The 19,781-nt window shown below is 36.1% G+C and carries 13 protein-coding genes; 7 read left to right on the top strand and 6 right to left on the bottom strand.

Annotated features, from left to right (window positions below):
• Nucleotides 1–26 precede the first annotated feature (26 nt).
• Nucleotides 27–1,802, top strand: coding sequence for an aminopeptidase P family protein (locus C8N37_RS19345; protein WP_108160472.1), 1,776 nt, complete (start codon nucleotides 27–29; stop codon nucleotides 1,800–1,802).
• Nucleotides 1,803–1,933: 131 nt separating this feature from the next.
• Nucleotides 1,934–4,177 (top strand): glycoside hydrolase family 20 protein, encoded by a 2,244-nt coding sequence (locus C8N37_RS19340; protein ID WP_108160471.1) that lies wholly within the window; start codon nucleotides 1,934–1,936, stop codon nucleotides 4,175–4,177.
• A 220-nt stretch (nucleotides 4,178–4,397) separates the two neighbouring features.
• Here C8N37_RS19340 and C8N37_RS19335 read toward each other — a convergent pair whose 3' ends face one another.
• The 4 genes from C8N37_RS19335 to C8N37_RS19320 form a co-directional block, all read right to left on the bottom strand.
• Nucleotides 4,398–4,826, bottom strand: coding sequence for a response regulator (locus C8N37_RS19335; RefSeq protein WP_108160470.1), 429 nt, complete (start codon nucleotides 4,824–4,826; stop codon nucleotides 4,398–4,400).
• Nucleotides 4,823–6,697 (bottom strand): PAS domain-containing sensor histidine kinase, encoded by a 1,875-nt coding sequence (locus tag C8N37_RS19330; RefSeq protein WP_108160469.1) that lies wholly within the window; start codon nucleotides 6,695–6,697, stop codon nucleotides 4,823–4,825. The genes C8N37_RS19335 and C8N37_RS19330 overlap by 4 nt, the downstream gene beginning before the upstream one ends.
• A 119-nt stretch (nucleotides 6,698–6,816) precedes the next feature.
• Entirely contained in the window at nucleotides 6,817–8,607 is a 1,791-nt protein-coding gene (locus C8N37_RS19325) for an alpha-L-fucosidase (RefSeq protein ID WP_244914482.1), read from the bottom strand.
• Between the two features lie 346 nt (nucleotides 8,608–8,953).
• Nucleotides 8,954–9,688 (bottom strand): hypothetical protein, encoded by a 735-nt coding sequence (locus C8N37_RS19320; RefSeq protein ID WP_108160467.1) that lies wholly within the window; start codon nucleotides 9,686–9,688, stop codon nucleotides 8,954–8,956.
• A gap of 637 nt (nucleotides 9,689–10,325) precedes the next feature.
• Between C8N37_RS19320 and C8N37_RS19315 the strand changes: the two genes are divergently transcribed.
• The 5 genes from C8N37_RS19315 to C8N37_RS19295 all read left to right on the top strand — a co-directional run bounded on the left by C8N37_RS19315 (nucleotide 10,326) and on the right by C8N37_RS19295 (nucleotide 16,785).
• Entirely contained in the window at nucleotides 10,326–12,074 is a 1,749-nt protein-coding gene (locus C8N37_RS19315; RefSeq protein WP_108160466.1) for a hypothetical protein, read from the top strand.
• A gap of 274 nt (nucleotides 12,075–12,348) precedes the next feature.
• The gene (locus tag C8N37_RS19310; RefSeq protein WP_108160465.1) at nucleotides 12,349–13,104 is read left to right on the top strand and encodes a hypothetical protein; all 756 of its coding nucleotides are present in this window, start codon (nucleotides 12,349–12,351) and stop codon (nucleotides 13,102–13,104) included.
• A gap of 98 nt (nucleotides 13,105–13,202) precedes the next feature.
• On the top strand, nucleotides 13,203–13,571 hold the full coding sequence (locus C8N37_RS19305; protein ID WP_108160464.1) for a hypothetical protein: 369 nt from the start codon (nucleotides 13,203–13,205) through the stop codon (nucleotides 13,569–13,571).
• A 111-nt stretch (nucleotides 13,572–13,682) separates the two neighbouring features.
• Entirely contained in the window at nucleotides 13,683–14,174 is a 492-nt protein-coding gene (locus tag C8N37_RS19300) for a hypothetical protein (RefSeq protein ID WP_108160463.1), read from the top strand.
• A gap of 244 nt (nucleotides 14,175–14,418) precedes the next feature.
• Nucleotides 14,419–16,785 carry a glycoside hydrolase family 3 N-terminal domain-containing protein gene (locus C8N37_RS19295; RefSeq protein ID WP_108160462.1) on the top strand — a complete coding sequence of 789 codons (2,367 nt, stop codon included), beginning with the start codon at nucleotides 14,419–14,421 and terminating at the stop codon, nucleotides 16,783–16,785.
• Between the two features lie 103 nt (nucleotides 16,786–16,888).
• On the opposite strand, the gene C8N37_RS19290 is transcribed toward C8N37_RS19295, so the two are convergent.
• Nucleotides 16,889–17,920, bottom strand: coding sequence for a sialidase family protein (locus tag C8N37_RS19290; protein WP_108160461.1), 1,032 nt, complete (start codon nucleotides 17,918–17,920; stop codon nucleotides 16,889–16,891).
• Nucleotides 17,921–18,188: 268 nt separating this feature from the next.
• A complete protein-coding gene (locus tag C8N37_RS19285; protein ID WP_108160460.1) occupies nucleotides 18,189–19,772 on the bottom strand; it encodes a SusD/RagB family nutrient-binding outer membrane lipoprotein in 1,584 nt (527 codons plus the stop codon).
• Between the last annotated feature and the right edge of the window lie 9 nt (nucleotides 19,773–19,781).

Genomic DNA, 19,781 nt, shown 5'->3' with positions numbered 1-19,781 from the left:
ACTTGCATGATAAAATTAGAGAAACAATGACGCATTCAGAAAAATTAGCGGCAATAAGAAGTCTGATGAAAGATCAAGGTGTTGATGGTTACATTATCCCTTCTTCTGATCCGCATATAAGTGAATATTTACCAGATCGTTATAAATGTATTGCATGGACTTCGGGTTTTACGGGTTCAGCAGGTACGTTAGTTATTACACAAGATTTTGCGGGGTTATGGACAGATACTCGTTATTTTGTTCAAGCAAATGAACAATTGGCTGGTACTGGATTTGAATTGGTAAAATTAAAAGTTCAAGGTAATGCGGAATATGCAGAATGGTTGGGCGAAAAACTAACAAAAGGATCAAAAGTTGCATTTGATGGAAATTTGGCTTCTTTGTTAGTTGCGCAATCGGTACAACAAATATTGAAACCACTTGATATTATTGTCGACGGTCATGTGGATTTACTATCACCGCTTTGGGAAGGAAGACCTGCTTTACCTACCGCAAAAGCATATCTATTGGCGGATACAACAACAGGTCAATCAACAGCATCTAAATTAGCTGCTGTACGTAATGTGCTGGCTAAGAATAGAGCGCAGGCGCATCTTATTTCTTCTTTAGATGATCTTGCTTGGTTGCTCAATATCCGTGGTCGTGATGTTCCTTGTAATCCAGTTGTTTTAGGATTTGTTTACGTAACAGCTGATGAAGCCATCTTATATATTGAGCCTGTTAAATTGGATGAAGCTACCAGAGCAAGTTTGCAAGCTTCGGGTGTACAGGTGAAACCTTATGAAGAAGTATATGCTCAGGTTGACCATTTAACGCTAGATTCTATATTGATCGATCCTAAGCGAACATGTTTTGCTATCTATGACGCTATACCAGCTGCGGTTAATATTATTGAAAAAATCAATCCTTCGACTTCATTAAAAGCAGTGAAGAATGAAGTGGAAATTGCACATACGCGTGAAACGATGATCAATGATGGTGTTGCGCTGACCAAATTTTTTAAATGGTTGGAAACAGCGGTGCCAGAGGGTGATCAATCTGAAATATCTATTGCAGCAAGGTTGCAGGAATTTAGAGAGGAGCAACCTGGCTTCAACGATATTAGTTTCAATACCATCGCAGGTTATTTAGATCACGGCGCATTGCCACATTATTCTGCAACTGTTGATAGCAACTATGCGCTAAAATCAAAAGGATTATTGCTGGTGGACTCAGGTGGCCAATATCAAACGGGTACTACTGATATCACGCGTGTTGTTTCTTTGGGTGAGATCACACAACAAGAAAAAGAAGATTATACCATTGTATTAAAAGGTACTATTGAAGGAAGTCAAGCTATTTTTCCGCAAGGATCTAAGGGGTATCAGATTGATGCCATTACCCGTCGTCCGATTTGGGCTACATTACGCAATTATGGTCATGGAACTGGACATGGTGTAGGTTTTTTCTTGAATGTGCACGAAGGACCGCAGACATTTAATTCAGCAAATATTGATGTTGCTATAGAAGTTGGAATGATTAGTTCTATTGAGCCGGGTTTATACCGCGAAGGAAAGCATGGGATCCGTATTGAAAATTTAGTGTTATCTCGAAATGCGGATTCTTCGATATTTGGTGATTTTATGGATTTTGAAACCTTAACTATTTGTTATATCGCAACAGATTTGGTTGATAAAACCTTATTAGATCAACAGCATATCAACTGGTTGAATCAGTATAATCAATGGGTTTTCGATCAATTGAAAAGCCGATTGAATGATGATGAGCAAGCTTGGTTGAAAAATAAAACAGCTGCGATTTAATGGATTGCCATAAGCGCTGTCACAAAAAAGGGGGATCACATGATCCCCCTTTTTTGTGATAAAATTGATATGCTATAACGTTTTAATTATTTGAAAATAATGTTATTTTTGCTGAAAGACCAAATCATATCATGCGTAAAATCCTATTTTTCAGTTTTATCTTCTTCTGTTCTTTATCTTCATTTGGACAGCAATATATCATTCCGATGCCTCAACATCTGGAAGTATTGCAACAGGCTTCATTTTCTTTGAAGGGCAATCTCGTGATCGGAAGGAGCACATTTGAAGCACAGTCTAAATATCTAGCTCATCAATTGGAGGGTTTGTTGCAATCAAAAGTAACCCTTAAAAAATCCGGCACGGTACGTTTCCAAAAAATAAATCATCAGGTGGCAGGTCAGCACGATTATTATGAATTAAAAATCGATGCTAAAGGAATTGTGATCTCCGCATCTACAGATGATGCTGCTTTTTATGCTGTTCAAACCTTGTTACAGCTTGTAGAAGAAAATCAAACAAAAGGTAGCATACCAGCATTATCAATAAAGGATTATGCTAAATTTACGTATAGAGGGGCACATCTTGATGTGAGTAGACATTTCTTTACTGCTGATGAGATCAAATTATTTTTAGATTATTTATCGCGTTATAAAATGAACAAGTTTCATTGGCATCTTACTGATGATCAGGGATGGCGTATAGAAATTAAAAGTCATCCAAAGCTAACTGCGATCGGTGCTTTTCGTGCGGTAACAGAAGATGTTAAAGATTCCAAATTAACGAATGATGGTCGTTATGGCGGATTTTATACACAGGAACAGGTTAAAGATGTCGTGGCTTATGCAAAAAAGCTACATATTGAAGTGATTCCTGAAATTGAGATGCCCGGTCATGCGCTGGCAGCTTTGGCTGCGTACCCTGAACTTTCTTGTACAGGTGGACCGTTTACAGTTGGAACATCTTGGGGTGTCATGGATGATATCTATTGCCCAAAGGAAGAAACCTTTGACTTATTGGAGGACGTGATTGATGAAGTCGTCACTTTGTTCCCAAGTCATTATATCCATATCGGGGGTGATGAGGCTCCGAAAACAAGATGGAAAGCCTGTGCACACTGCCAAGATCTCATTAAGAAGGAAGGTTTGAAAGATGAATTTGAATTGCAATCTTATTTCATCAAACGAATGGAGAAATATATCAATGCAAAAGATAAAAGTATCATTGGTTGGGATGAAATTTTAGAAGGTGGCTTAGCCCCGAATGCTACCGTGATGAGTTGGACAGGTGTTGAAGGTGGTATTCATGCAGCTAAGACTGGACATGATGCGATTATGACTCCAGTAAGTCATATGTATTTGGATTATTATCAAGGTAATCCACAGTCAGAACCTTTGGCTTTTAGTGCAGAATTACGTTTGGATAAGGTGTACAGTTTCAATCCAATTCCTAATGAATTGAATACGCAAGAAGCGAAACATATTTTGGGACCACAAGCAAATATGTGGACGGAATACATTACAAATTTCAAGCATGTAGAGTATATGCTTTTTCCTCGATTGTTAGCTTTAGCAGAAGTGGCTTGGGGTACTTCAAATCCTGATGAATATAAGTCCTTTGAGAAAAGAGTCATTCATGAGTTTGCTTATCTTGATCGAAAGAGCATCAACTATAGTAAAGCAATTTTTGAACTCAGCGGTAACATTGTTTCTAAAGATGGAAAGATGTATTATGAATTGTCGACGATTAAAAACGATGGAACTATCCGCTATACAATAGATGGCACGAATCCAAATATAGAAAGTCCGATTTATCAAGGTCCTATTTTGGTTGATCAAACGGTTACTATCAATGCCGCAAATTTTAGTGTTGATCGTATGATCGGATCGGTATTGAAACAGGATTTTGTCATCAGTAAATCGACTGGAAAATCGATCCAATTATCGCATGAACCCAGTGAAGCGTATTATGGAAATGGTGCAGCCACTTTGATTGATGGGGTTTATGGTAACAAGCAATATTTCAAAAAAAACTGGTTAGGTTTTAATGGTCAAGATTTAATAGCAACGATTGATCTTGGAACGGAAACTACATTTTCGAATGTTGAGTTGAATGTTGTAGATCAAAATGCGAGCTGGATCTATTATCCGAAGGCGGTCAAAGTTTATGTGTCCAAAGACAATCAAAATTTTACGCTTGTAAAAGAAGTGGGGAAAGAGGCGATTTCCGAATCAAAAGGCACAATCAAACTATCGTTTGATCAGCAGACCGCAAAATATGTAAAGGTGGAAGTTCAGCATTTGAATCAAATTCCATCAGGGTCAACAGGTGCTGGATCAGCAGCTTGGTTGTTTGTTGATGAATTGTCGGTGTACTAATTTGAATACGAAGAAATTATGATGAAGAAGTTGGTTCTTAATTGAAGCTTTGCGTTGATCGTACATTATCCATATTGATATCAAACTCAAGTTTTATATTGAAGTAAAAGAGACCAGAAAAATTTATTCTGGTCTCTTTTTATTGCAGAGCGATATCATTTATATTTATTCTGTATTAAAAAAATATTTTTTGATACCTTTCTTTTTTGTAGGCGTAGATTTATATACCTGGATTAAGATTTCGAATCAACTCGTAGAGTTTGATTTTATCGATGGGCTTTAAGAGATATCCGTCAATAAAAGGATAATGAGCGATTTGCTCCTGATCACTTCGACTGGTCGATGAACTGATGATAAATATATTCATTTGACTTAAAAAATCAGAACCATAATGTTCTAATTTATCCATCATTTCCCAGCCGGTCATAAATGGCATATTGATATCGACGAAGATAATTTCTGGAGTAATGTCTAGCTGTTGTTTTTTGTTTTCAAAGTAATCTAATGCATCGAGTGCATTTTCAAATAGATTGACTTCAAGTGGGAAATCTGGAAAGCTTTTAATCATATTGTTAAAAATAACACGTAAAATGGCGTTATCGTCCACCACTGTTATTATTCTTTTTTTTGTGCAATTAGAAGTTTTCATGTTGTTGTTGTTAGAAATCTCACTAAAAAAGTAGTGCCTTGACCTGGAGCGCTTTTAATATCTATTTTACCACCTAAAGCTTCAACTTGATATCTGGTGATAAATAGCCCGATCCCTTTAGTATCAAAACCGCGATGAAATACTTTTCGAAACATAAAAAGCTGTGACTTGAACTTAGGTAAGTCAATTCCTATGCCATTATCTTCTATACTGAATATCGTGTTGTTATCTTCCACATAAGTTCTGATATGAATTTGCGGTGCTATATTTGGATCAGTAAATTTTAAAGCATTACTGAGTAAATTATTAAAAATACTCTCGAGATATTTAGTAGGATAGTGTATATTTTTAACTTTGAAATCCGTGGTTAGTATAGCATTTTTGCTTTGTATCTCTCCAATAAATTGACTATAGATCTTTTTGTAGATCAAAGAAAAATTACAGTTATCTTTTAAAATATTTTTATTTTCTCTCAGTTCCAATATCTCCGATAATTCTTCTAATGTATCCGTCAAACTATCATTACTGGTTTTCAAAAGATCTAAATATTCGTTTTTAATGTCGATATTACTTTCATCTTTCAATTCACTTAGGAGCATATGTATATTGCTAACAGGCCCTCTTAGGTTATGTGCAACAATTTGATTGAAATCTTCGAGCTGCTTTACTTTGGTTTCCAATTCAATTTTTACGAGTTCAAGTTCATGCTTTTGTCGTTCGAGAATCTCTCGGTTTTTCTTAGCATCAGATATGTCCTGTAGCTGAACAATAAAAAAAGAGAGTTCATTAAATTGATTATGAACTGCTGAAATCGTAACTGAACACCAAATGTAATGGCCTAGCTTGTGTTGGTAGCGTTTCTCTAATGTAAAGCTATCAATTTCTCCTTTGGCAAGTTTTTGTCTTTGTTTGTAATCAAATTCAAGATCATCGGGGTGTGTATAATCTAAGAAATTAATGGTTGAAAGTTCCTCTTGCGAAAATCCCAGGATTTTACTAAGGGTCTTATTTGCTTCAATGCAGTTACCTTTTAAATTGGTAAGTGAAATGCCTAAGCCAGAGAAATGGAATGCTTGATTAAATTTATGCTGGTTAAATCTTATTTTTTCTAGTGATTCTACTTTTTCAGAAATGTCGGATACCACAATGGCAACACGATCCTTGGTCAAATGAATGGGCATTATTTTCATTTTGTACCATTTACCTTTATGGGTATCAAAGTTGGAAATAAATTCCATTTTGCAAACCTTATTAAAGGTAAGAGCTTTGTCAATCAATTCTAAGGTTCGCTCAGAAATCGCTAATGGAAATAAATCACTTAGGTTTTTATTTAGAAATTCATCGGGTTTGTAAAATAATAGATCTGAATTACTCGTCCAATAATTGATGAATACCCCATCTTTACTCACTTCAAATACCAGATCGTCGAGCGATGCGACTAGAAGCTGAAGTTGTTTTTTTTTCTCAAGCAAGTCTTTATTTTCGTTAATCAATTTGGTTACATCGGAAATGGCTATAATCATATGCATATCAGATCTTTCAGGGACTAATTTGGAACTAAAGGAGAGCCATTTAAAATCTCCTTCTTCTGTCATTAGGCCATAATTATGATCAATCTGTTTTTCACCTGTTTGTAATGTGTTATAAAAAGAGAGTTCTTCAATAGGGATGATACTTTGATCTTCCACGCGGTAAAAAATCAAGGCATCTTGAAATTTTTTATTACCTATTTTTTCAATTGGTAATAAAAGTTTGATTTGCTCATTGTAAGATAGGATATGACCTTCTTCATCAAGCGCTAATAAGCCCTCAACCCCTAAAGTTATAGGATAGGAGTACTGTTCGTTCAATGCGTGGTAGTGAGGTTCCATTCGCGGATCAAGTTAGAAAGCCTTTTTAATATTGAAGCATGCAAAAGTGCACATTTTATTCAATTTAATGATTAAAATTGAGCAATTCCCTATTAAATTTAGATGTTGTATTGATTTTTTTAATCATTCTTTTCTATCCAGATGCTATTCAGCCAAAGCGGTTTACTTCCATTTTTCTGGAATGTTATCTTTTGTCGTCCAATATGATCGATTTTAATGACTCCCAAATTGGTGTTGACAAATTCATCGGTATAGTTGTTTTCATTAGGTTCAACCACCATTTTTCCATTGGGGTTTAGTTTTCCAGATACGGATTGAGAACCTATTTGAATGGAAATATTGGCCACGACTTGGTCTGGATTATGTGCAGATAAATCCACTTTATACATACCTATTTCAGGAAAATCGATCTCCCATTCGATCTGTCCGTCTTTCGTATGAATATGCTGTGGTTTCTTTCCGTCGTATTTGGTTATTTGTAATTGATCCTGGTTAATCGCATTTGTACCATTTAATGCAAAGCCTCCAAATGTAGATTCGGCTACGATGTCTTTATCCAGTTGTAAAGGTCCATCATAAGTAAGTGAAATCGTCGATACAAAAGGATTAGTTTGTTTCGCTGGTAACTTTATATGTAATATTCCACTCTTTTGTTCAAATTTTAAGTTTGTTTCGGTTGCGCCTATGCGAGTTGAAATATGGGATGGTCTTGATTTTATTCCAGATATCCGTAATATCCGATCAAGAGGCCAATTAAAGACCTGTGCGTACACTTGTGTTTCTTTTCCAAGTGTCTTTGTTGTGAGGTAGCCCCAATCGTGTTGATTGGCCCGTAAATCCAAGCCTGTTGCGCCATAAATACCCTCACCATGGTTTTCTAGCCATTTACCTACATCTTCAAGTCTGGAGATACTCTCATAGGGTATTGTTCCATCAGCGCGTGGTCCTATATTTAAGGTGAAACCACCGTTGAGGCTGACATTTGATATTAATGAATTAAAGATCTGACTTGTGGATTTCCACTCATTTTCTTGGCCGTTGTAACCCCAAGAGTGGGCGATTGTACCTGGAGTTTCCCATGGATGGTGCACGTAGGAAGTGCCAAACTGATTATCACCGAAAGTTTCAAAATCTATATTTTTTTCATCTGTTGGTAAACCTAGTCTAGAATTGATTAAGCAGTTAGGTTGTAAGGTATGAATAAGTTGAACAACTTGTTCCAGCTGTTCCTTTTTAATAATTGATTTTTCATATGGAATCCACATATCAAACCACATCAATGAAACATCGCCATAATTGGTTAATAGCTCACGCAATTGGGGGATTACTTTTTCCTGCCAATATTGGTTATACTGCTTGTCGTTGACATGGCCGGTTAATTCTTGGTTATGATTCCAAGCATAAGGATGTTCCCAATCTATCCAATGGGAATAATAAAATCCTAGCTTCATGCCATGTTTTTTACATGCTACAGCCAATTCTTTAATGATATCCCGATTGTTTCCACTTAATTTATTGAGGCTGTAATCTCCTATCTTAGTATCCCATATGGCTACTCCATCATGATGTTTGGCCGTCATGATGATGTATTTCATTCCAGCTTTTTTGGCGAGTAATACCCATTCTTCAGGGTTGATCTGATTCCATACAAAGCGCTTTGCTAGTTCACCATACTCCTCTTTTGATATGCGGTTGCGATAGCGTATCCATTCTGCATAATTGTTGACATAGCGAAGTTTTTCTCCTTTCCACAATCCTTCTGCTGCACTATAAAGTCCCCAATGGATAAACATACCAAAACGGTCGTGGCTAAACCATTGTGTTTTAGAATTTTGCTGTGCAAAAAGTGCAGTTGTACAAATGAAACATAGACAAAAAGCAAATAAAATTCTTTTAAAGGACTTCATCATAGCGGTTACGGTCTTAAGATAGACCTAAGATAGTAAAAATATTCTACGTAGCGCAAAACGGTTTTTAAGTTATTTTATATCATAATAGGTGAATGAATTAAGTGTCAGCGTAAATTGTTAATCTTAGAATTGGTTAGATGAACAATTGATTCCATATAGAGATCTCATTTCGTATTTTGATTTCTATAGGATCATGTATGAGAGATAGATTGGATTGATGTGGTCCTTAATTTAGTTATGATAGCTATGCTTTAGGTATCATAACTAAATTTTGCCCGATCAATAGTGACTCTGATGCTGATACAACCTTATAATCGTAATATGTTTTTAGGTGCTAGTCCAGATTTTAGATTGCAAATGCACCGATGATGGTCGTTGGATGTAATTCTTTATGATTTAGCAATATAAATCTGTCAGCTATTGTTCCATAATATTCAATACTCATGGCTACAATAGCTGACTGGGCTTGGCTTGCCTTACAGTCAATTAAAAATTGATATTTGTCCTGTACTATCGGTGCTTTGATAAGATCAAGATCCAGATGCTTTTCTACGATATTGAAGAGCGTATGTGTGTCGAAGTTATAGATTCCAACTCCTATTTTGAAACGAATGGAATGGGTGTAAGGAGGTCGGAAGAGATCATTTTTCGTGTTAAAGCTCGGGAATTGTATCTGTAACTGATGATCAGTTTGCATATTCAAGGTGGGATCAAAATAGAGAAAATCATGCATATGGCACTTTTCATTAAATTGGAAGTCCACCAGGCGATCTAGTTTTCCTAGATGTATAGTTTTTTGCCCCAGGTATTGCCCATTTGCACGCATGACACGTTTGAGATGAGTAATGAGGCGGTTATGCATATTACTGTCATGGAATCCCATATGGAGCCCCTTGAATGTGCGTCTTATTAATGAACCCGCTTTGCTGGCTTTGCCAAAGTCAACTGAAGCCGCTACTGTCCACCTGCTTTGCTTGGTTCTGGAGCTGCTTTTAGTTTGAACGATATTTTTGTTATTTACTTTGCGGTGTACGAGTCCTCCGAGTGATCCGCGGAGATAGCCGTCATCAATATATCCCATAATTATAGCTAATAAAATGATTCATATCGATGAAGTTAATGAAATAAATAATTAAAAATGAGCCTTTTAATTATTTTTATGAAAATTAAAATGGTAAAGTACTAGTCATTTTTAAATTTATAAATAGAGAGTTCTGTCCATTATGAAATTTTTAATGTAGCTCCTTTTATTATTAGTCAGTGCAAATGCAATATTGGGATATCCCAATATTCAATATTGCTGAATATACAGTATCAAATGTTGGGGTTAATATCATGATGGTACTAAGGAAAAGTACGATCTAGTCATTAGACATGCAAGATCACTCCGTACTATATGCGTATTAGATCCGTAGTAAGTCCGAGTTAGAGATAGAAATAATACGTTTACATCATTCTTTAAAGATTCAAATACCTACTCTTACGTACCAAGAGGATATATAATATCATTGATTTTATGTTAAATATGTATTGAATATGTACATGAAACACGGATGTTATATGGTTTAAATACTTTAATGTGAATAATTGATGTATAATTTGATTTAATAGCTATACTTATATATGTTAATTCTATATAATTTATTTTTTATATTCCATATTATTTTTACATTTGTATAGTAAATCTATACATTTTATTTAGTTATAAAATCTTAATTATGGAACTTAACACTCAGTTTTTAGTTGATCGATTGGTTCAGCGGATGGACTTAGATCGTATTTTTTTGTTTCAATTTTTGGATGACGGCCGTAAAAGTCCACATCTACTGTTAGTTGTAAACCCTATCAAAGGTGTTTCTGTCAGAAGCGTTGCGCCTATTATCCATCTGTGTATGGCGGATATGCCAGAAATTCCTTTTACTGTTATATGGACTAGTGATTGGGTCAGTCAATTGAAAAAGGGAAGTTTATATTATACCTATGCTTCGCTGCCTTCGCATCAGCTTTATCAATCGGGAAAGAAAGGCTATCCAACTGTATCCAATAAGCTCGTAAATAGTTTAATGGAAATGTTTGTGTTGGATTATGCTCAAGGAAAAAAGGTGTCCGACGAGTTTATGGTTGCTTGTTATTCTTTTAGATCAAAGATGGACTTTTTTCAGGCCACTGCTATGTTGCATCAGTTTGTCATGTTGCGGTTAAAGGGGTTTCAAAGCATGGTCGGAGTAGCTGTTGGCAAGTCGCAAAATCTGGAACATATTCTGAAAGTGCTTCTTGGAGCAGTGCCCGGGCTTTTCGAAATTTTTACCTATGATGTCCATAGTACACGTTTGCTCAGACTACTGGATAGCAGTTACGCTTATTCGAAGAAAAAAGATCGTATCGATATCTTGGAAGAGGAATTTGAGTTTTTATTGGTTCACTGTCAAGCATTAGGAAAGGCTATGGATGATATGGTTGATTTTATGAATGATGGCGTAGCTACCTATCGCAAGAAGCAAAACGATCGAGTTGTTCAAGCTGTTCAGAATGGGGGAAGTGTTGATAAAATTTCCGTTGTTGTAGATCCCAAGCACAGTAAGACAATAGTTGCTGGTCCTCCTATCCGGGAAGATTTTTCGGGTTTTCCTTGGCCACAAAAGTATAAGGATGATGCGAATATAGTACTAGATAAAATTTATTCAAGTTATCGTCCGGAACAGATTTTACTGGTCAATTATCAAATGGGAGTATTATCCAAGGGAAATCCTTTTGAAGTCGAAGCTGTTGATCAAACGGATGGTGTCAAAATCCAGCTTTATTTGGTTGTCCTAACAAAGAAGAACTTGCCATTTTCTTTTCGGCAGAGAAATTTTGGGGATGTTGGTGCCTGTATGGTCTTTTTGGATTTACCTTATGTAGAAAAGCATTTGGCATTGGGAAGTCGATTTGTAAATATTGTCTGGAAAAAATCTTGGATTTTGAGGCAAAAGTCTACTTTCCATGTGCAGCTAATGCCCCGGGAAATAGACTGGAGCTGTAAATTGGAACGGATTAAATTGTGTTCTGAAAATGCTAGATCTGTTATGCAGAACCTATTGATGACTATGACAGGAGCCCCTCTACTAATGCCTGACACGGCATTGCTACTGCTGCGTGAGCTTTATAGTATCGGCATACAAACTTATCTGCAATGTGCCGTTGGATTTATCCCTAAAGATATGGATCTCTCAGCTCTCCTTGACTGGTCTGCTATTGCAAGTACAGATGTATTGGATGGTCTTTTGAATACGCATGATCTGAATAAGTTGATTCTTTCTATCATTTTAAAACCGCAAGATATATGGTGGAAAAGTGCTGCAATGAATATGGATGAAAAACATAAGGATTTAATAATCAGTCAAGCTCGCGCTGTCGCTGAATTGTACGAACGACTGCTTAAAGGGCTTATTCTATCTATTGAACAACGAATTGCGCAAGTAAGTTAGGGGATGGCGAAATCTCTTCGATGTTCTTTATTGAAATTTCTTAAAGATTTTCGTTAGGGAAAAAGAATTCTGAGGCACCTATATTATATATAAATCAAATGTGAGCTCGATCGCTGTACGGATTATGAGTTTCCTGTTCTATCTCTCAAAACAGAGTTGGACATATTATGGGGGCTAAAGGGAACTGCTCCATGAACAAGAAGTAAAGCAAGGAGTTTTGTATATGGGTCTATTCTTCAGATATAAAACTATTATTAATTAAAATCAAATAATTATGAAAAATACAGATTCGGAACCTATCGTAATACCAACGAGTTTTAGATATGCTTGTGAACTTTTTGGTATTTCCGTGCCGGATTTTTTACAACTGTATGTGAATCATTTTTCATATATCGATCAGAACTTCCATGACAACTCGGTCTATAACTTAGTGACTAAATCTTTTGATTATATACGCCATGAAGATGAAGGACAAAATCAACCATTATCTATTGAACTGAATGAAATAGATCGGGCTCGAGGTGTGAAGCTCATACAACGTCAAATCAAATTGTCCATCAATAGAAATTATAGTTATTCGCAAAGGAGAAGCAAAGGGAGGTTGTTGACTCATCAACTTTATGAGATCTTTTCTAAGGGAATTGAATTAAAGGAGGTTGTTTATCTTGATGAGGAGACCACGATTACTTTGAATAAAGATTTAATGTTTAAATCAATGCTTACAGGTATTTCGGCTACACAGTTTTTAAATCGAATCATGAAATGTGTGGCTATTCCTGAGCATTTGGCGAGAATGCATTTAAATAAAGCTGTCTATAATCCAGTTTTAGGGGTATACATGCGTGTATATGACGGCTATGGTAGTATTTGTGATCAGGAATATCAAAAATCTCCTAAATGTCGATTACTTATTATGGAAATTCAGGAGTTGGATAAGCGCTATTTCTTTTGTCGAGATCTACAGCAACGAACTATTTTTTATCAAGAATGGTTGGATAACTATCTAAAAATTGATCATTCAATTTATTAGCATTGAATTGTTGATAAACTTCGATTTGTTTTGCCGAATCACTGTAAAAAACGCCTAAAATGCTATTACAAATATAACCTCATTTAAAATTTATTCTTATGAAAAACTTAGAAACTATTAAGCTTACCCAAGAGTTTAAGCAATTTTGTGATATTTTTAATTTTACGCCCGAGGAGGTGCTTCAAGCATTTATTGATCAAGTTGATATCGCACAGTATATGTGTTTTCCTTTGGATCCAGATCGATGGGCTAATTTGTTTATGATGGAATATCTGCTTAAGTATACAGATTCGGAGGATACGCTAAGAGCATATGGCGAATTTGGAGAAAAGTGGGTTAGGATTATGGAAGCTGGAGGTAATAATGTTGTTGAGCATACTAGAAAACTTTTAGAGGATTGGCATCAATCAGTTTTGGAAGATCGTATTAACAAAATTATGAATGGAGAGTCGGATGATGATCAATGAAACTATGCGTCGCGCTATTGTAGCTTCATAAACAAGCGCTCTAGTCCTTTGCCATTTTTTTGTAGCAGTTTTTGCAAGAGCTACGTTATCAGGATACTAACACTATAAACTATGATAAAAAAAATAATCTATGCGATTGTTCTCTTGTCTTTATTGACAAACTGTGGAAAAGATAAGGGTACGCCAATTTATGATGATCCGAAAGACATTCAAAAAATATTATCTACCTATATCTGGCAGCCCATACATGTTAATGAGGGTTCTGAAAATCAGTTGGTCAACTATAAACCTGATGACTGTGAAATGGACAATAGCTATCGTTTTTTGTTCGAAGAAAAATCCAATCAGATGAAGTTAGATAGAGGTAGAAAAATTTGTGAAACGAATGCGGGGATTCTCGAACAACTTGTCTTTAAAGGAAAAAATACAAATGCTTTTACTTTCAATGAAGAAAAATCTACAATCAAATTTTCTGATAGTGATGAGTATTCTTCCTATCTCTTAGCTATTGAAGGAACTAGATTGATCATCACTTATCAAAATAATAATCCGGCTGCGTTTGTTGTTCCTGTAAAATATTATTTTAAAGGAGTTAAGGAGTAGGGGAACGGATTGGAGTTCATATTTTGATCAGGAATATGGTTTTAATAATTCTAATATAACATAAAAGGATGATGAGTAGCGTGCTCAAAATGTTGAGTTACTATCTGGACTACTTCAGAGCAGCCATCCTTTTTTATATCGTGTATTTTTCTTGATATTATTTCACTGGAGTGCTTTTTTTTAAAGCTAAAACGTTATTTTAGTGGTTTACAAACCGACTACTTATTGTTTTTATAAATTTAGAATGAAACTTAGCAGCATTTTTTTTAGTGGAATGATCTTTTTCACCATTCCTAATCTACAAGCACAGCAAATCCCTTATAAAAATAGTAAGATCCCCGTTGAGAAAAGGGTTCAGGATCTTTTAGGCAGAATGACAAAGGATGAAAAAGTTGGTCAGTTGTCTAAATTATTGGGCTGGGAGATGTATGATAAAGGAACTCATGGTGTTTCGGTTAGTGCTAAATTAAAAAAAGCGGTAAAGGATCAACATATTGGTTTGCTATGGGCGACCTTTCGTGCTGACCCTTGGACACAAAAGACTCTTTCAAATGGATTGAGTCCAGTTGAAGCGGCTCGTGCGACAAATGCGATTCAACGCTATATGTTGGACAGTACACGCTTGGGTATTCCGTTGTTGTTATCGGAGGAGGCGCCGCATGGTCATATGGCTATCGGTGCTACTGTTTTTCCAACAGCTATTGGACAGGCAAGTACTTGGAATCCTAATTTGATTCAACAGATGGCGGCGACTATCGCAAAGGAAACTTATGCGGTAGGTGGTAAAAATGGCTATGGTCCTGTATTGGATCTCGCTCGTGACCCACGTTGGTCGCGTACTGAGGAAACTTATGGTGAAGATGCTTATCTGATCGGTCAGATGGGGAAAGCAATGATTAAAGGGTTTCAAGGTGATATGCTTGGTCAAGAGGATAAAATTATTGGAACACTTAAGCATTTTGTTGCCTATGCTGTCCCAGAGGGGGGGCATAATGGTGAGGCTGTTTCTATTGGTGAAAGAGCTTTGAGACAACATTTTTTGTACCCTTTTGAACAAGCTGTAAAATCAGGGGCTGGTTCAGTGATGACCGCCTATAATAGTATTGATGGTATTCCTTGTTCGTCTAATCCGTGGCTTCTGAAGGATATTTTACGTCAGGAATGGGGATTTAATGGCTTTGTTGTTTCGGACTTATTGAGTATATCGGGATTGAATGGTGGGCATGCGACAGCTTCTACTGGTGCTGAAGCTGCTTCACAAAGTTTACATGCAGGTCTAGATGTTGATTTGAGCGGTACTGGATATGGTACTAATCTGCAGCAAGCAATAAAGGATGGACTTGTTGAGGGTTCTGTGCTGGATACTGCTGTCGCTCGGGTATTGCGTATGAAATTTAATTTAGGCTTGTTTGATCGTCCTTTTGTGGATGAAAAACTGGTTGGTAAGAAGGTAGGAACGGAAGCAAATCGGGCTATAGCTCGAAAAGTAGCGCAAGAATCTATTGTATTGCTTAAGAATGAAGGTAATCTTTTGCCGCTTAAAAAAACAATTAAGCGTATTGCTGTTGTTGGACCTAATGCTGATAATGTCTATAATCAATTGGGGGATTATACTGCTCCTCAAGCTGATGGTAAAGTGAAGACCGTATTGGATGGTATTCGTGCTGCGATGGGCAAAGGTACTCAGATTGATTATGTGAAAGGATGTGCTATCCGGGACACTTCAAATAGTCATATTCAGGAGGCAGTGGCAGCAGCTAAATTGTCCGATGTTGTAGTCGTTGTACTAGGAGGTTCTAGTGCGCGAGATTTTAAAACTTCTTATCAGGCTACTGGTGCCGCAAATGTGGATATCAATGCGGTGAGTGATATGGAAAGTGGTGAGGGTTTTGATCGTGTTTCATTGGATATGATGGGTGATCAATTGCGATTGATCCAGGAATTAGGGAAAATTGGTAAGCCTATTGTCTTAGTGACGATCATGGGCAGACCTTTGAATCTCAATTGGGCTGCGGTACATGTGCCTGCTATCGTAAATGCTTGGTATCCTGGGCAAGAAGGTGGATTGGCGATTGCGGATGTGCTCTTTGGAGATTATAATCCAGCAGGTCGTCTACCTGTATCTATTCCTCGCTCTGTAGGACAATTGCCGGTACATTATAATCATAATAAACCGAAGCACCATGATTATGTCGAGATGACGGCTAAACCTTTATATGCATTTGGCTATGGATTGAGCTACAGCAAATTTGATTATTCTAATCTTTTGGTTGATCTGAAAGAGGAAGAAAATGATTTTGTGTGTACAGTTTCTTTTGATGTGGAAAACAAAGGGAAGTTTAATGGTGATGAGGTGTCTCAATTGTATGTAATAGACGAAGTTAGTTCTGTCGTGACGGCTGTAAAGCAATTGAAACGTTTTGAACGTAAAACGATTGGAGCGGGAAAGCGTGAGCAAATTTCTTTTCAGCTCACGAAAGAGGATCTAAAATTATGGGCTGTGGATAATAGGTGGAAAACGGAGAAGGGAAAATTTAAATTACTGATTGGGTCTGCATCGGATGATGTGCGCCTTGAAGGGGTTCTTGAATTGAAAAAAGATTATTTGTAATCTAAAATAGAAGATGTTCCGAAATGGGAAGGGTATTTTTTGCAGAGATAGTGTCCTTCTTTTCTAAAACAATAAGTGTGGCTTTCTTTGCCACACTTATTGTTTATTTTAAGACGATGTGCTTAATACTCTTTCTATTCCAAGTGTAGGTAATGTGAATCAAACCTTGTGGGTCTTGTATGATGGTCGGGTAGGAGTATTCATCTCCATTTTGACCGTCTTCTAATATCAATACGTCTCTCCACTTGAGACCATCTTTTGATAATGCTACTCGAAGCTTAGTACGCCCCTCCCACCAATCTTTTCCGGCAAGATCTGGATTATAAACGATCATAAACTGACCATTTTTTAAACGTATGGCATCTGTTGCAGCATTTGGATTAAGCAAATTTGTAGCTTGCCAAGGTTGCCAGGTCTCTCCATTATCATTGGAAAAGGAACTCATGACTTTGTTTTCTTTACTGCGACATAATACTTGAATTTTTCCATTCTTATGTTTTAAAGTACTAGGTTGTATGACCTGAACTGGACTTTCATGATTAATTTCAACGATCGACCAAGTGTTTCCACGATCTTTACTGATCTCTATATGTGCTTTCCAGATTTCATCTTTTGACTCGGTGCTTGACGGTGATAATATTATTCCGTTGTCTAAAGTGATTGGTTTATTTTTGATTGGCCCAAGAATATTTGCGGGTAGTGCTTTTGCTGTTGACCATGAATTTCCTTTGTCGAGCGAATATTTAGCATATCCTTTCCATTCTCTAGGGTTTAGTCCAATTTTATAATAGAGATATAGCGTGTCAGACTGGGGATGCTGATATAACACGGGATTCCATGTTGGATACTGTTTTTCATTAAGAGTACCATCGGCAACCTGAACTGGTGCTTCCCATGTTCCATTGGTATAGTGAGAAGTCCATATGACTACATCGGGGTTGGACTCGTGTGTTCCACCAAACCAAGAGGCAATTAAACTATCTTTACCTATCGATTCGATAGTCGAAGCATGGCATTGTTTGAAAGGAACCTGACCTTCTTTGAAAATCTGAGATGATGTTAATAATACGGGTTGATAGCTTCTACATGAACAAATTATAAGTAGGATGACAATGGATAGGGCTAGTTTATTCATAAATATATGTGTGTTGGCATTTGATGTATTCAAATTGTAAAGTTTTGCAATTTGAGTCTTATATCCAAATTTATCTATTCTTTTTGTTCGATTTATTTTTATTGTTTATCAAGTTGAGTGCTATCCTATATTCCGATCGTTATTTTTGGATTTAGAGAATGAAGGATTATTTATTAGTTTTTGTGATTCTTGTAAAATAGTCATCTTGATAAAAAAGTCTAAAACAAAGAAAGCCACGTGAGTGGCTTTCTTTGAGTAGTTTATTTTTTTAATTAATGTCCCAGAAAAGTTTTATGGTTTGCTTATCTTGATCTTTTACAACAGTGTAATTTTGCTGATTATATGCTATTTCAGAAGTTGGCAAAGTCCATTTTACGGGAATAACCTTATTAATGTCTGAGTTTTGAACAGGTATATTAAATTCAGGATAATTTAATCTTCTTACTTCAGACCAAGCTTCGACAGCTTGGAGTAGATTGAAATGAATCCATTTCTGTGTAGCGATTAGCTGTATTTTATTAGATGTAGCATCCCAATTGAGGTTTGATAAATAGGTTTTGATCTGTTCTTCTGTTGGAGCAGTCGCCGCAGGTGTGGTATTATCATCACTTCTACTACGTACCATCACATATAAACTAATAGATTCTTTGACTGCATTTTCAAAAGTTGTTTTTGCAGCGTTTAAGTTTCCTTTTTTACTATAATACTCCGCTAATAACAAGTTAGCTTCCGTTGCACTCATCAGTATTCCTGGAAAGAATTTGTTGCGAGAGTAAGTTGAACGATTGTAAATGGAAATAGTTCCGTTGCGGGCTAAATCTAATTGAGATGAACTTGGTAATGATTGATCTAATCCTGTAAATTTATTATTTGCTTTTGCTCCTAATTCAAAGATAAATGGCAATCGTGGGTCAACTTTAGTATTCATCTCGTCAATCATTTTCTTGCCAGCTAAATTTGCGTACCATGTTCCCTCTGCTTCAAATGCGTCTTTTATGCCATCTGACGTAATCTTTGATCCTGAATCAAAAATATCAATTTGTGAATTTTCACTATTCACTAATGGTAGTGGGAAATCATTTTGATTTTCTATTATTTCTTGAATTTCAGTTGCTGCTCTTGATGAAAATTGTGAACTAGCTGATACACGATATAACATACGTAATCTTAAAGCATTACAATATTTTTGCCATAATATTAGTTTTCCATTATTAATAATATCCTGTGCTTCGAAAGATCTAACAATATTAGTTGGTACAGTGATGTTTTTTAATTCAGTACTAATACTTTTTAAATCATCTAGCATCGTTGTATAAATATCTGTAGCTTTATCGTATTTGGAATATGATTTAGTATAATCGCCTCCATTTGTACTTAATTTTCCTGCCTCAGTCCAAGGAATATCACCATATAAATCGACCATTTGTTGTGTTTGATCATAGTACAATACCCGAGCAGTTAATAAGAATATACGTTTTTCATTTTTTTCAACATCAGTTAGCCCGGTGTAAAGTTTTTCTAATTCTTTGAATTGTGTCAACCCTTTATAATATTGGATCCATCTATCCTCGGTGGCGGCAGCTCCAACTGTTAGTTGATTAGCTTCATTGATCCATCCGCTAGTTTGGATATATCTATTGATTGTTGGTCTTAAAGTAACAAATAGATTTCTATATGTAGGAATTATTAATTCTTTAAATCCGAAAATAGTTCCAGTATATTGTTTCTCGACTGTTGTTTCAGTTACTTTTGATGGATTTCTATATAAATCGTCAAATGAACTTTTTGAACAAGAAGAAATGGTTGTCAGTGCCATTGCACTTAATCCCATCATAAGAATATGTTTTTTCATGTTTTTCTT

It is taken from the genome of Sphingobacterium faecium (assembly GCF_003054045.1).
GTDB lineage: Bacteria > Bacteroidota > Bacteroidia > Sphingobacteriales > Sphingobacteriaceae > Sphingobacterium > Sphingobacterium faecium.
This window is presented reverse-complemented; position numbering and strand designations above follow the sequence as displayed.